This window comes from Nocardiopsis deserti, from assembly GCF_008638355.1.
GTDB lineage: Bacteria > Actinomycetota > Actinomycetes > Streptosporangiales > Streptosporangiaceae > Nocardiopsis > Nocardiopsis alborubida.
In genome coordinates, this window is record NZ_VWVS01000023.1 from 70,167 (window position 1) to 83,461 (window position 13,295).

Sequence of the window (13,295 nt, forward strand, 5' to 3'; positions counted from 1 at the left end):
GGGAGGGGCCGCCGCGGTCGTGCCGGGCCCGGGGCCCGGTCAGTCGCCACGCAGTCCGGTGGCGATGGCCTCGGTGTTGGAGCGCATCATCTCCAGGTAGGTGGCCGCGCCCCCGCCCTCCTCGCTCAGCGACTCGGAGAACAGGGGGACGACCTCGATGTGCACACCCGCCTCCTCCGCCATGGCCGTGGCCAGGCGGTCGGGCTGGGAGGAGTCGGCGAAGACCGCGTCGACGCCCGCCTCGCGCACGGCGTCGGCCAGGGACTTGAGGTCGGAGCTGCTGGGCGAGGCCAGGGTGGTGCCGCTGGGGATCACGGCGCCCACGACCTCGAACCCGTAGCGCTCGGCGAGGTAGCCGAAGACGTGGTGGTTGGTCACCAGGTTGCGCTTCTCCTCCGGGATCGCGGCGAACTCCTCGGCCATCCACGCGTCCAGCTCCTCCAGCTGCCCGGTGTAGGCCTCGGCGTTGGCGCGCACGGCCTCGGCGTCCACGCCGTCCACCTCGGCGACCACGTGCTCCGCGATCAGGTCGACCGCCCGGACGACCCGGTGCGGATCGGTCCAGAAGTGCGGGTCGGGCTCGCCCTCGTCCTCGTTGCCCGAGGCGGCCTCCCCGCCGGGGGAGAAGGCCAGGGGGTCGACCCGGGCGCCGACCTCCAGGGCGGGTATCCCGGCCTCCTCGGCGGCGGCGACGTTGCGCAGCACGCCCTCCTCCAGCCCGAGCCCGTTGTAGACCACGAGCGCCGCGTTCTCCACGAGCGCGGCCTCCCTCGCGGAGATGCCGAAGGAGTGGGGGTCGGCGTTGGGCTTCATCAGGACGGTGACCTCGGCCTCGTCCCCCACGACCGCCCGCGTGAGGTCGCCCAGGATGTTGGTGGTCACCACGATCCCCTCGTCCCCCTCCTCCGAGGGGGAGCAGGAGGCCGTGCCGAGGAGGGCGGCCCCGGCCAGGGCGGACGCGGTCGCGGCTCGCAGGAGCGCCTTCGGCGTCGTCACGGCGGTCACCATCCCGTCTCGACCATGAGGTGCGGCGTGATCCCCGGGTCGAGGGTCCGCGCCACGCGCAGGTCGTCGTTGTAGTCGATCTCGTGCACCACACCGCGTCCGGTGTCGTTGACGTAGGCGCGGCTGGTGTCCGCCCGGATGACCGGGGCGTGGGCGGTGTCCGTGCCGTCGAGCAGGTCGGCGGAGGCGAGCTCCTCGCCCGAGGCCGGGTCCAGGGAGTGCAGGGTCCCGTCTCCGGTCAGGGCCAGGACGGGGGCGCCCGCGCCGACGGCCGTCGCGGTCACGGCGCCCTCCAGCTCCAGCGGGGTCCACCCGGGCTCGGCCAGTTCCAGGACCCACAGGTCGCCGCCGGTCGAGACCGAGGCCAGGGTCGCCGAACCGGGGCGGTGCCCGAACTCCTCGACCCGCTCCCCGGAACCCCCGGGGTAGTCCACCACGCCGCCGGAGAACTCCCCGTCCTCCTCGGTGACGTGCAGGGCGCCCTCGGCGCAGCCGATGACCGCTCCGCGCCGGGTGACGGCCTGGCCGAGGGGATCGGTGCAGGTCGCGTCGAGCGTCGCGACGGGGGAGCCCTCCCGGTCGTGCACCGCGACCGCGCCTTCGGGGCCGCCCTCGGCCACCAGGAGGTGCTCGGCGAAGGGCAGGACCACCGCGGCGCCCTCGGGGACGGTCGCGGCCTCCTCGACCGACCCCTCCTCCAGCGCGGCCCGGTCGAGCACGGCGGCGCCGTCCGGTGCGGTGAGGGCGGTCAGGACGGTGTCGGAGGCCGCCCGGCCCGCGGCGAGGCCCTCCACCGTGCCCGCGAGCCCGACGCCGGTCCGGTAGTAGTGCTTGTGGTCTCCGTGGTCGACGGTCCACGACCCGCTGTCCACGACGATGGTCATCCGGTGATCGGATGAGTGAAGGTAGGCGAAGCGGCCGTCCCCGGCGATGCCGTCGAGGCCCTCCACGGGGTCGAGTTCCGTCGTCTCCTCGGTGATCAGGTCGAGCACCCGGACGTCTCCGCTGACGGGGTCGGCGACCACGAGGCGGGACTGGGGCTCGGCGGCCTCCTCGGCGCCCTCGACGTAGCCGTGCGGGACCTCCTCCTCGGGCTGTCGCTCCGCGGTGTCCTGCGCGGCGCCGCAGCCGGTCAGCAGGACCAGGGCGGACAGTCCGGCAGCGCCCAGCGCGCCGGTGCGGTGTTCACGCCTCATCTGTCATCGGCCTCTCCATCTGTACGGGGTGGTCAGGGGCGGTGTCGGGGGGCGAGTCGGAGGTCGGGTCGGGGGAGCCGCGCCCGCGGGAGCGCACGGCCGCCGCGAGCGCCGAGGCGAAGAAGAACGCGGTGGCCGTGGCGGCGATCGTGGCCCCGGCCGCCGTCTCCCAGTGCCAGGAGGCGAGCAGGCCGAGGAAGGTCGCGGCGCTGCCGAGCACGGCCGCGCCGAGCATGATCGCGGGGACGCTGCGCGCCCACAGGGCCGCCGCGGCCGGGGGCGCGATGAGCAGGCCGAACACCAGCAGCGTGCCGACCACGTGGAACGAGGCGACCACGGCCAGGGTGACCAGGCCGAGCAGGACGCCGTGGGCGACCCGGGGCGCCAGCCCCAGGGTGGCGGCCTTGCGCGGGTCGAAGGCCAGGGCGAGGAAGGCCCGGTGCCCCGCGACCGCGACGGCCAGCGCCGCGGCCAGCGCCAGCCCCAGGTGGACCAGGTCCTGTTCGCGCACCGCCAGGACGTCACCGAACAGGAAGCCCGTGAGGTCGACCGCGAAGGAGGACGAGTGCGAGACCAGGATCACGCCGAGTGAGAGCATCCCGACGAAGAGCAGTCCGATGCTCGTGTCCTGGGACAGCCGGGAGGAGCGGCCCAGCGCGGTGACGCCCGCGGCCATCGCCCCCGCGGCCAGGGCCGCGCCCAGCATGAGGTTCTGGCCCAGCAGGGAGGCCAGGGCCACTCCGGGCAGCATCCCGTGCGACATCGCGTCGCCGAGGAAGGCCATGCCGCGCAGCACCACCCAGGTCCCGGCGATGGCGCAGATGAGGGAGACCAGGATCCCTCCCCACAGCGCACGCTGCACGAACACGACCCCGAACGGGTCGAACAGAGCTTCCATAGTGGGACACTGTATAACGATAACCATTATCATTTGCACATCGGGGTGGGCGTGAGGAGCAGGATGAACCGGCTGGAACTGGACGGCGTGTACGCGGGGTACGGGCGCGGGGACGTCCTGCGGGGAATCGACGCGGTTGTCCCGCAGGGCGCGGTCACGGCGCTGGTCGGACCCAACGGGTCGGGCAAGTCCACGCTGCTCGGCCTTCTGGCGGGCACGGTCGCGGTCCGTCGTGGCGGGGTCCGGGCCTCGCGTCCGACCCGCCCCGCCTTCGTGGTCCAGCGCAGCGCGGTCCCCGACGCCCTGCCCGTCACGGTGCGCGAGGCCGTCTCGATGGGGAGGTGGGCCCACCGGGGGTTCTGGCGGCCGCTGACCCGGCGCGACCGTGCCGTGGTCGCGGAGTGCCTCGAACGCCTGGACGTCGCGGACCTGGCCGAGCGCCGCCTGGGGGAGCTCTCGGGAGGTCAGCGCCAGCGGGTGCTCATCGCCCAGGGCCTGGCGCAGGAGGCGGACCTGCTCCTGCTGGACGAGCCCTCGGCCGGGCTGGACCACCGTGCGCGCGAGTACGTGCGCCGCGTCCTGGAGCGGGCCCGCGCCGACGGGGTCACCGTCGTGCACGCCACCCACGCCCCCGACGAGGCGTTCGACGCCGACCACTGCCTCGTGCTGGCGGACGGTCGGATCGCGGCCGAGGGGCCGCCGGAGGAGGCCGCGCGGGCCTGGGAGGGGGCGCGGGGACCCTGGCTCCGTGAGCGGGACCGGGAGGGCGCGGCCGGGTAGCGGCGGGAAGGCGTCACCCCAGGCCGTGAGGGCATGGGGCGCGGGGACGCGGCCGTGTCCGGGGAGGAGCGGGGAGGAGGCCGCGCGGGTCTGGGAGGGGGCACGGGGCGGCGGACCCGACGGACGACGCCTTTCCTAGGCTGTCGGGGTGCTCGTACGGAACCGCTGGGTCGTCCTCTCGGTCAGCATGGTGGCGCAGGTGGCCAGTGTGTCGGCGATGTTCGGCGTGCCCGTCGTGCTGCCGCAGCTCAGGGACGCCTTCGGCGTCACCACGGCGCAGGCCGGGATGCTGGCCGGACTGCCCTCGCTCGGCCTGCTGCTCACGCTCCTGGTGTGGGGCCTGGTGATCGACCGGTTCGGCGAGCGGCCGACGATGGCGCTGAGCCTGGTGCTCACGGCGTGCGCGCTCGGCCTGCTCTGGGTGGTCTCGGGGCTGTGGGGAGCCGTCGTGGTCCTGCTGCTGGTGGGCGCGGTCGGCGGCCCGGTCAACGCGGCGAGCGGGCGGCTGGTGCTGTCCTGGTTCTCCGAAGGCGAACGCGGCCTGGCCATGGGCATCCGCCAGTCGGCGCTGCCCCTCGGCGTGGGCGTCTCCGCCCTGGTGCTGCCCTGGGCGGCCGGTGCCTGGGGGTTCGTCGGCGCGATGACGCTCCCGGCCGTGCTCGCGCTCCTCGCGGTCCCGTTCGTGCTGGCGATGCCCGCCTCCGCCCCCGGGCGGCCCGCGGCACCGGAGGCGGCCGGAGGCGCCGCGGGCGCGGACGCCGTCGCGCGCACCGGCTCCGCTGACGACACCGCGCACGCCGACGCCTCCACGGACGCTGACACCGCCGACATCGCGCACGCCGAGGACGACACCGCGCGGCCTACGGCGGGGTCGCCCTACCGGCACGGGCACATCTGGCGGGTGCACGGGGTGAGCATGCTGCTCGGCGTTCCGCAGATCGCGCTGATGACCTACGCCGTCATCTACCTGGTGCAGGAACAGGGGTGGAGCCCGCCCGCCGCGGGCGCGGTCGTCGCGGTGGCGCAGGTTCCCGGCGCGGCCGGGCGCCTGCTGCTGGGGGTCTGGTCCGACCGGACCGGAGACCGGATGCGCCCGGTGCGGTGGCTGGCGGTGGTCTCGGGGGTGTGCCTGGTGCTGCTGGCGGTGCTGCCGGGGATCTGGGCGTGGACGGCCGTGCCGCTGCTCCTGGCCTGCCTGGTCCTGACGATGTGGCACAACGGTCTGACCTTCACCGCTGTCGCCGAGGCGGCGGGGGCCTCCTGGGCGGGGCGGGCCCTGGCCGCGCAGAACTGGCTCCAGGCGGTCAGCACGACGCTGACCCCGGTGCTCATGGCCGCGGTGATCACCCTCGCGGGCCTGCCCCTCGTCTTCGCGGTGAGCGCGGTCTTCTCCGCCGCGGCCGTCGCCGTGGTCCCGGTGGCGCGGGGGCGTCGAGAGAAATGGGGCGTTTGACCGGTTCGTGTCCGCTGAGGGCTTGATCATGACGCATCCATCACATAAGTTCGCTTCCGGCACAGACGTTCGACATTCGTACGGTCACTCTCCGTGAGGAGGCTGCTCTCGACAGGGTGAAACGCCCCGCCCAGCCCGGTTCCCGGCAACCCCGGGAGGATCCCGGACCGGCAGGAGCGGCCCCGGCGTCCACGCCCCCACCGCGACAGGCAGAACACGAAGCGGGATCCATGACGCGCACCAGTCCCCTGACCTCGTTCCTCGACTACGAGAGGAGCATCGCGCCACCCGGCTACAGCCGGTGGCTCATCCCGCCCGCGGCTTTGGCGGTACACCTGTCCATCGGCCAGGTGTACGCGTTCAGCGTCTTCCGCAACCCGCTGGTCGAGCGGTTCGACACCTCGCTGACCGCGATCGGGATCATCTTCAGCATCGCCATCGTCATGCTCGGCCTGTCGGCCGCGTTCGGCGGCAAGTGGGTGGAGCGCAACGGCCCCCGCAAGGCGATGTTCGTCTCCGGCCTGTGCTGGTCGGGCGGTTTCGTGGTCGCCGCGCTCGGCGTGGCGACCGGCCAGCTCTGGCTGGTCTACCTCGGCTACGGCTTCCTCGGCGGGCTCGGCCTGGGCATCGGCTACATCTCACCGGTCTCCACCCTCATCAAGTGGTTCCCCGACCGGCCCGGCCTGGCCACGGGCATCGCGATCATGGGCTTCGGCGGCGGCGCGCTCATCGCCTCGCCGCTGTCCTCCGAGCTCCTCAGCCGCTACGCCGACACCCCCGCGGACGCCATCGCCCCCGCGTTCCTCACCCTGGGCGCCGTCTACTTCGTGGTCATGATGCTGGGCGCCTTCACCGTGCGCGTCCCCCCGCCGGGCTGGCGGCCCGCGGGGGCCCCGGCCGAGGAGCCGAAGGAGGCCTCCGCGGGCCGGTCCCCGGCCCTGGAGGGGGTGTCGGTGGAGACCGCCGTGCGCACCCCGCAGTTCTGGCTCCTGTGGACCGTGCTCTTCTGCAACGTCACCGCGGGCATCGGGATCCTGGAACAGGCCTCGCCCATGGTGCAGGAGTTCTTCACCGGGGTCGGCCCGGCCGAGGCGGCGGGCTACGTCGGTTTCCTCTCCCTGTGCAACATGCTCGGGCGGCTCGTGTGGTCCTCGGCCTCCGACGTGATCGGCCGCAAGCGCGTCTACATCGGCTACCTCGGCCTGGGCGGGCTCCTCTACCTGCTGATCGCCGTCGCGGGAACCAGTTCGATCGTGCTGTTCGTGGCGCTGACCGGCGTCATCCTGTCCTTCTACGGCGGCGGCTTCTCCACGGTGCCCGCCTACCTGAAGGACCTGTTCGGCACCTTCAACGTGGGCGCCATCCACGGCAGGATCCTCACCGCCTGGTCGTTGGCCGGGGTCGCCGGGCCGATGATCGTCAACGTCATCGCCGACGCCCAGCTGTCCGCCGGGCGCGACGGGGCGGAGCTCTACGGGCTCTCCCTCTACGTCATGGTCGGCGTCATGGCCGTGGGCTTCCTCGCGAACATGCTGGTCCGCCCCCTGCCCGAGCGGGTCCACCAGCGCGAACGGGAACGCGTCGCCGGGCGCGGCTGAGACCGAATCCGGGGGGCGGGACCGCGACCGGTCCCGCCCCCCGGACCGCACACACGACCCCCACCGGTCACCGAGCCCTCACCGGCCACCGAGGAACCGAGGAAAGGCCACACATGTCAGGCAACCGGACCACCAACGCCTCCACCGTCACCGCGATCCTGCTGTGGGTGCTCGTGCTCGCCGCCCTGGCCTACGGGGTGGCGCAGACCGCCGTGGACGCCGCGGCGCTCTTCGCCTCCTGAGGCACGCGACGCACCGGAGCCCGCCGACACCCCTCGTCGGCTCGTGCCCCACACCTGCGCCGCCACCTCGACGGTCCCTGCGCAGGGGGCGCCGCTCGGAGAGGCCCGTCCTGATCCGGGGAACCGGGCGGGCCCGGCTCCCCGGCACCCGGGCCGAGGGGGCGTCGGCCCCCGGCCCGGGTCAGGAGTCCGCGAGCAGGGCGTGGAAGTGCGCGAGCATGCGCCCGGCGTCCGCCTCCAGGCCCGTGAACAGCCCGAAGGCCTCGCTGGCCTGGAACACCGCCATCTCCCCGCCCGCCAGGGTCGGGCACCCCCTCTCCGTGGCCTGGCGCAGGAGTTCGGTGCGCAGCGGACGGTAGACGACGTCGGCCACCCACATCGACGGGCGCAGCAGACCGGCCGGGACCGGGGTGCCCGGGTGGTGCGCCATACCCGTCGGCGTCGCGTTGACCATGCCGTCCGCCGCCGCCAGAAGCGGGCCGAGCCGGTCGGTCCCGTCCGCCAGGCAGCGCGCCCCGGGGAAGTGCCCGCCCATCCGCGCGGCCAGGTCGCGGGCGCGGTCCACCCGCGTGTCGACCACGGCCACCTCCCGCGCGCCCGCGGCGAGCAGGGCGTAGACCACGGCCGCGCCCGCCCCGCCCGCGCCCAGCACCACGACGCGGTCCAGGGGCGCGCCGGGCAGCCCGCGCTCCAGGCAGCGTGCGAACGCCGACCAGTCGGTGTTGTGCCCGATGGCGGAGCCGGACCGGAACACCACCGTGTTCACCGCGCCCAGGGTGGCCGCCTCGGGGGTGAGGCCGTCCAGCGCGGGCAGCACCAGCTGTTTGCACGGGTGGGTGATGTTGAGGCCGTTGAAGCCCAGGTGGCGGGCGGAGGCCACCAGGCCGCCCACCGACTCCGGGGCCAGTCCCAGTTCCGCCAGGTCCACGGCCCGGTAGATCATGCGGTGCCCCAGCTCGGCGGCCTCGCGCTCGTGCATGGGCGGGGTCAGGGAGGGGCCCACGCCCGTGCCGATCAGCCCCACCAGGGAGGAACGGGCGCGCGCCCGCACCGGCTCGGCCGTCGCCGCGCTCATCGGCCCGCCTCCGCCCGCCGGTCAGCCGTGCGCAGGGCCTCCGCGCGCGGTGTCTCCGTGCGCTGGGCCTCCGCGCGCTGCGCCGCCATGCGCAGGGCGCTGTTGGCGGCGCCGTAGCCGCGGTACCCGCCTCCGCGCTGCACCACCTCCAGGAAGAGCCGCCCGTCCAGCATCGGCGTGTAGAAGTGCCAGAACTCGCCCTCCTCCGACCGGTCGTACAGGATGCCGAACTCGCGCATGAGTTCGAGGGCCACCGGCTCCAGGTCCGTGCGGCAGGCCAGGTCCGCGTAGTAGTTGTCGGGGATGCGCAGCGGCTCGGCGCCGCCCCGCCGCATCGCCCGCGCGACCGCGAACACGTCCTCGCACCCGAAGGCGACGTGCTGGGGCCCTCCCTGCGCGTCGTCGGGCCCCCGCCCCAGCAGCGGGGCGTTCAGGGCGATGCGCGGCGCCGCTCCGCCCCGGCTCAGCGCGCGGCTGCGCACCAGGCCGTCCGGAGCGGCCAGCTCGGTGCCGTCGTCGGGGTCCAGGCCCAGCACGGAGCGGTAGAACAGCGAGGCCTCGTCGAAGTGGTCCAGGTGCTGGAACAGCCCCACGTGGTCGATACCCGTCAGGGCGACCCCGCCGGACCCGTCCGGCCCGCGCACCGGAACGGAGAAGTCGGCCAGCCAGTCCTCCCCGTCGGCGGGCTCGCCCGGACAGAAGAACACCGAGGTCCCGTCGGGCGCGGCCACCGCGTGCAGGACCGACTCGGCCGGGTCGCGTCGCCGTGGCAGCGGCGGGGCCAGCAGCCGCTCGGCCCGCCGCATCGCGCCGTCGGCGTCGGCCACGTCGACGCCCAGGGCCGTCACCGCGGCGTCGTCGCTCCAGGTGTGCCCCAGCTGGGGGTCGGTGGCGTTGAGCAGGACGCGCGCGTGCCCGTTCTCCCACAGCTGCACCGGCTTGGAGCGGTGGTCGCGGGTGTGCGCGAAGCCCAGGCCCCGCAGGGCGTCGCGCACCCGCCGGGCCGCGTGCTCGGGTGCCGCGACCTCCACGAAGGCGTAGCCCCGGGTCCGCGCGGGGGAGGGCAGGCGCACCAGTTCCACCGCCGCGCCGTCCTCCCGGACCGGTCCCGGGACCGTGCCCGCGTCGCTTCCCCGGGCCGGGGAAGCACCCGAGCCGGTGCTGTCCTCCCGGGCGGGGGCCGGGCCGCCGTTTCCGCTTTCCGGAACGGTGACCGTGCCGTTCCCGGCGTTCGGGGACGGGTCCGGGACCCGCCGACCGACCTCGTCCTCCAGCACCGCCAGCGACCGCAGCGCGTCGGCGGCCGTGCGCCGTGGGTCCGAGGCCCGGAACACGTCGTTGAACACCTCCAGCGACAGCGGCCCGGTGTAGCCCGCCGCGAGCACGTGCCCGGTGAACTCCGTCAGGTCGAAGGCGCCCTGGCCGGGGAAGCACCGGTGGTGGCGGCTCCAGTGCAGCACGTCCATCGGCATCAGCGGCGCGTCCGCGAGCTGGAGGAAGAAGATCCTCTCGCCCGGGATCTCGCGGATGCCCGAGGGGTCGTGCCCCCGCGACAGGATGTGGAAGCTGTCCAGGCACACCCCGAGCCCGGGGTGGTCGGCCAGCCGGACCAGCCGCCAGGCGTGCCGGTAGTCGTTCACCCAGCGCCCCCATGCCAGGGCCTCGTAGGCGATGCGCACCCCGAAGGGCGCCGCCGCCTCGGCCAGGCGGCGCAGCTGCGCGGCCGAGCGCGCGTCGTCCCCGGTCGCGGCGGGCGCGACGCTGGAGCACACCAGGAGCACGTCCACGCCCAGCTCCACCATGAGGGCGAACTTGGCCTCGGCGCGCCTGAGGTTGCGCTCCAGTTGGGCCTCGTCCACCCCCTCGAAGTCGCGGAAGGGCTGGTAGAGGTCGATGGTCAGGGACAGCGAGTCGGCCAGGGCCCGGACCTCGCGGGGCGGCAGCGCCGACCCCACGAGGTCGTTCTCGAAGATCTCCACACCGTCGAACCCGGCCCGGGCCGCGGCTTCGAGCTTCTCCTCCAGGGTGCCGCTCAGTGACACGGTGGCTATGGAGCGCCGCATGGTCGTGCTCCCCCCTCCTCTTCCTCGTCTCCCGTACCTACTCGGTCTCCTGGAAGGACTCGTAGAGCGCGAGCTGCTCCCCGTCCAGGTTCTGCTCGAAGTGGTCCTGGACCCGGGTGCGGAAGGCCTCCACGTCCACGTCGTCGACGACCTCGATGGCACCCTCGGCCCGCCACTCCTCCAGGATCTGCTCCTCGGCCTCCTCGATGCAGGCCCGGTTCTCCGCGCGGACCTCGCTGACGGCCGCCTGGAGCACCTGACGCTGCTCCTCGGTGAGCGCGTCCCAGGTCTGCCCCGAGACCACGATCATCTGCGAGCCGACCTGGTGGCCGGTGAGGCTGACGTGGGACTGGACCTCGACGAAGTTGTCGCCCTGGATGGTCGGGATCGGGTTCTCCTGGCCGTCGGCGGTGCCCTGCTGGAGGGCGAGGTAGACCTCCTCGAAGGCCACGGTGGTCGGTTCGGCGCCCAGCGCCTCGGCGTTGGCCAGGTAGATGGGCGAGTCCGGGAAGCGCATCCGCAGGCCCTCCAGGTCCTCGGGCCGCCGGATGGGCTGGTTGGCGGTGAAGTGGCGGTCGCCGAAGTACCACACGTCCAGGATCCGGGCCCCGGTCGCCTCCGCGAAGCCGTCCCTGAGTTCCTGGGAGCCCTCGGAGTCGAAGTAGGAGAACAGGTGGTCGGCGTCGCGGAAGGCGTAGGCGGCGTCCAGGACGCCGATCGGCTCGTAGGCCGAGCCCAGTGCCGCGGAGCCCTGCACGTCCATGTCGATGTCGCCGGACATCACCGACGCGAAGGTCTCGGTGTTGTTGCCCAGCTGGCTGTTGGGGAAGGTCTCGACCGTGAACCCGGCGTCCGCGCCGTTCACGCGCTCGGCGACCAGGTCGATGCCGCAGCGGGTGTGCGGGTGGTCCTCGGGGTAGCTGTTGGCGAAGGTCAGGGTGGTCGCGTCGTCGTCGGAGCCGCCGGTGCCGCAGGCGGTCAGGGCGAGCGCCGCCGCGGGGAGCAGCGCCGTCCAGCGGGTGATGGTGCGCATGGGGTTCCCTCCTCGGGAGTGGGGTGTCAGGGGTGGCCGGGGTGGTCGGGCGCGGGCGGGCTGTCGCGGGCCCGGCGGGTGTCACAGGTCCAGGAGCCCGGGCAGGAACAGGACCAGGTCGGGGACCAGGGTCAGCAGCAGCAGGACCGCCACCAGCGGCAGCAGGAAGGGCGCGGTGCCGCGAAACACCTCGTGCATGGGGGTGCGGGTGGCCGAGCCGAGGACGAACAGCACGCCGCCGATCGGCGGCGTGAGCAGGCCGATCATGAGGCTGACGATGGTGACCACGCCGAAGTGGATGGGGTCGACCCCCACCTGGACGACGACGGGGAGCAGGACGGGGACCGTGATGACCAGCGCGGCGACGGGTTCGAGCACCGTTCCGACCAGGAGCAGGATCAGGGCCACCAGCAGGAGCAGGACGGTCGGGTTGTCGGTGAGACCCAGCAGCAGGGAGGCCACCTGCTGGGGCACCTGCTCGCGGGCGAGCACCCAGCCCAGCAGACCGGAGGCGGCCAGGATGATCGCGATGGAGGCGGCCGTGGTGGCGGTCTCCACACCGATGCGCCACAGCGCGCGCGGGCTCAGGGTGCGGTAGCACAGGCCCAGGACCAGGACGTAGGCGACGCCGACCGCCGCGGCCTCGGTGGGGGTGAACAGGCCGCTGAGGATGCCGCCGAGCAGCAGCACGGGGGTGCCCAGCGGGCCCAGGGCCCGCACGGTCGCGGTGCGCACCTCGCCCCGCCGCGCGCGCTGTCCCGCGAGTTCGGGTTTGTTGCGTGTCCACAGGAACACGGCCAGGGTCAGCCCGCTCGCCATGAGGAACGCGGGCACCACCGCGGCGGCGAACAGCCCGGCCGTGGAGACGGCGGCCACGGAGGCGTACACGATCGCCGGGATGCTGGGCGGCATGACGGGGCTGATCAGGCTGGTGGACGCGGTCAGCCCCAGGGTGAAGCGCCGGGGGTAGCCCGCCCTGTTCATCGCCGGGACCAGCATCTTGCCCATGCCCGCGACGTCGGCCAGGGCCGACCCGCTGATCCAGGAGAAGCCCACGCTCACACCGATGTTGACGTAGCCGAGGCTGCCGCGCACCCGGCCGAACAGCACCCGGGCGAAGCCGAAGAGCCGGTCGGCGATCCCGGTGTGGTTGGCGACCACCCCGAGCAGGATGAACAGCGGGACGGCCAGGAGGGGGAAGCTGTTGACCTCCTGGGCCGCCGTGCGCAGGCTCAGCCCGGTGGACTGCCCGCCGACCACCATGTAGGTCAGGCACGGACCCAGGATCGCGAAGGCGATGGGCACCCGCAGGACCAGCAGGACGAGGATGCCGAGGACGACCAGCAGCGCGCTCATCGCACCTCCTCCCCGGAGTCGGCGGCGCGGCCCTCGCGCTGCGGCGGTTCGGCGACCAGGAGGGCGTTGGCCAGGGCCCGCAGCGACATGAGCGCCAGACCGACGAGGGGGATCACGTAGGTCCAGGAGACGGGGATGCGCAGGGCCGGGGTCTGCTGGGGGGAGCCGCCGAAGACGAGTTCGACGGCCTCCAGGACGCACATCACGCCCACCGCGGCGACCACGAGGTTGGACAGGATCCACACCGCGCGCAGGGCGCGGCCGTCGAGCACGAAGTCCACGATCTTGAGGGTGATGTGCTCGTCGCGGCCCGTCAGGTAGCTGACCAGGGAGAACGCGAGCCACACCAGCCCGAGGCGGGCCAGTTCCCCGGTCCAGACCCAGCCGTCCACGGGCAGGTGGCGCTGGGTGGCCTGGAGGAGCATGAGGACGAGGATCATCGCGAGGAGCGCGACGCCGGTGACCAGTTCGGCGGTCTCCAGCCACCGCACCGGCGCGGGGCGGGAGGGGCGGGGAGGTCGGTCTTCGGGGGCGGGGGGTCTGTCTGCCATCGGTTCCACTCAACGGTCGGACGCTGTCGGCGCAGGTCAGAAAGC

The 13,295-nt window shown here is 73.8% G+C and carries 12 protein-coding genes; 4 read left to right on the top strand and 8 right to left on the bottom strand.

The window, feature by feature from the left end; all coding sequences use genetic code 11:
- Positions 1-39: 39 nt before the first annotated feature.
- Genes aztC through aztB form a run of 3 tightly spaced genes read right to left on the bottom strand, consistent with a single transcriptional unit; the run spans position 40 to position 3,099 of the window.
- A complete protein-coding gene (aztC, locus tag FYW99_RS27260; protein WP_150254879.1) occupies positions 40-1,008 on the bottom strand; it encodes a zinc ABC transporter substrate-binding protein AztC in 969 nt (322 codons plus the stop codon).
- On the bottom strand, positions 1,002-2,201 hold the full coding sequence (locus FYW99_RS27265; RefSeq protein ID WP_150254880.1) for an ABC transporter: 1,200 nt from the start codon (positions 2,199-2,201) through the stop codon (positions 1,002-1,004). The genes aztC and FYW99_RS27265 overlap by 7 nt, the downstream gene beginning before the upstream one ends.
- A complete protein-coding gene (aztB, locus tag FYW99_RS27270; protein WP_150254881.1) occupies positions 2,191-3,099 on the bottom strand; it encodes a zinc ABC transporter permease AztB in 909 nt (302 codons plus the stop codon). The genes FYW99_RS27265 and aztB overlap by 11 nt, the downstream gene beginning before the upstream one ends.
- Positions 3,100-3,162: 63 nt before the next feature.
- Between aztB and aztA the strand changes: the two genes are divergently transcribed.
- The 4 genes from aztA (at position 3,163) to FYW99_RS32880 (ending at position 7,172) form a co-directional block, all read left to right on the top strand.
- Positions 3,163-3,879: a zinc ABC transporter ATP-binding protein AztA gene (gene aztA, locus FYW99_RS27275; RefSeq protein WP_150254882.1), complete on the top strand. Its 717-nt coding sequence runs from the start codon at positions 3,163-3,165 to the stop codon at positions 3,877-3,879.
- 148 nt (positions 3,880-4,027) lie between these two features.
- Positions 4,028-5,332, top strand: coding sequence for an MFS transporter (locus FYW99_RS27280; RefSeq protein ID WP_150254883.1), 1,305 nt, complete (start codon positions 4,028-4,030; stop codon positions 5,330-5,332).
- 230 nt (positions 5,333-5,562) lie between these two features.
- The gene (locus FYW99_RS27285; protein WP_150254884.1) at positions 5,563-6,930 is read left to right on the top strand and encodes an L-lactate MFS transporter; all 1,368 of its coding nucleotides are present in this window, start codon (positions 5,563-5,565) and stop codon (positions 6,928-6,930) included.
- A 113-nt stretch (positions 6,931-7,043) separates the two neighbouring features.
- Complete coding sequence (locus FYW99_RS32880) at positions 7,044-7,172, top strand: MFS transporter small subunit (protein ID WP_017566608.1); 129 nt, start codon at positions 7,044-7,046, stop codon at positions 7,170-7,172.
- A 181-nt stretch (positions 7,173-7,353) separates the two neighbouring features.
- Here the strand turns inward: FYW99_RS32880 and FYW99_RS27290 are convergent, their stop codons facing one another.
- From FYW99_RS27290 to FYW99_RS27310, 5 genes are all read right to left on the bottom strand, one after another.
- On the bottom strand, positions 7,354-8,247 hold the full coding sequence (locus FYW99_RS27290) for a shikimate dehydrogenase (RefSeq protein ID WP_150254885.1): 894 nt from the start codon (positions 8,245-8,247) through the stop codon (positions 7,354-7,356).
- A complete protein-coding gene (locus FYW99_RS27295) occupies positions 8,244-10,310 on the bottom strand; it encodes a sugar phosphate isomerase/epimerase and 4-hydroxyphenylpyruvate domain-containing protein (protein WP_150254886.1) in 2,067 nt (688 codons plus the stop codon). The genes FYW99_RS27290 and FYW99_RS27295 overlap by 4 nt, the downstream gene beginning before the upstream one ends.
- 37 nt (positions 10,311-10,347) lie before the next feature.
- Complete coding sequence (locus tag FYW99_RS27300) at positions 10,348-11,343, bottom strand: DctP family TRAP transporter solute-binding subunit (protein WP_150254887.1); 996 nt, start codon at positions 11,341-11,343, stop codon at positions 10,348-10,350.
- Positions 11,344-11,424: 81 nt separating this feature from the next.
- Positions 11,425-12,699, bottom strand: a complete 1,275-nt coding sequence (locus FYW99_RS27305; protein ID WP_150254888.1) for a TRAP transporter large permease — start codon at positions 12,697-12,699, stop codon at positions 11,425-11,427.
- A complete protein-coding gene (locus tag FYW99_RS27310; RefSeq protein ID WP_150254889.1) occupies positions 12,696-13,250 on the bottom strand; it encodes a TRAP transporter small permease in 555 nt (184 codons plus the stop codon). The genes FYW99_RS27305 and FYW99_RS27310 overlap by 4 nt, the downstream gene beginning before the upstream one ends.
- Positions 13,251-13,295 lie beyond the last annotated feature (45 nt).

Coding starts and splice junctions, on each gene's coding strand:
- aztC (WP_150254879.1), bottom strand. CDS start 1,008: ATGGTGACCGCCGTGACGACGCCGAAGGCGCTCCTGCGAGCCGCGACC.
- FYW99_RS27265 (WP_150254880.1), bottom strand. CDS start 2,201: ATGAGGCGTGAACACCGCACCGGCGCGCTGGGCGCTGCCGGACTGTCC.
- aztB (WP_150254881.1), bottom strand. CDS start 3,099: ATGGAAGCTCTGTTCGACCCGTTCGGGGTCGTGTTCGTGCAGCGTGCG.
- aztA (WP_150254882.1), top strand. CDS start 3,163: ATGAACCGGCTGGAACTGGACGGCGTGTACGCGGGGTACGGGCGCGGG.
- FYW99_RS27285 (WP_150254884.1), top strand. CDS start 5,563: ATGACGCGCACCAGTCCCCTGACCTCGTTCCTCGACTACGAGAGGAGC.
- FYW99_RS32880 (WP_017566608.1), top strand. CDS start 7,044: ATGTCAGGCAACCGGACCACCAACGCCTCCACCGTCACCGCGATCCTG.
- FYW99_RS27290 (WP_150254885.1), bottom strand. CDS start 8,247: ATGAGCGCGGCGACGGCCGAGCCGGTGCGGGCGCGCGCCCGTTCCTCC.
- FYW99_RS27295 (WP_150254886.1), bottom strand. CDS start 10,310: ATGCGGCGCTCCATAGCCACCGTGTCACTGAGCGGCACCCTGGAGGAG.
- FYW99_RS27300 (WP_150254887.1), bottom strand. CDS start 11,343: ATGCGCACCATCACCCGCTGGACGGCGCTGCTCCCCGCGGCGGCGCTC.
- FYW99_RS27305 (WP_150254888.1), bottom strand. CDS start 12,699: ATGAGCGCGCTGCTGGTCGTCCTCGGCATCCTCGTCCTGCTGGTCCTG.
- FYW99_RS27310 (WP_150254889.1), bottom strand. CDS start 13,250: ATGGCAGACAGACCCCCCGCCCCCGAAGACCGACCTCCCCGCCCCTCC.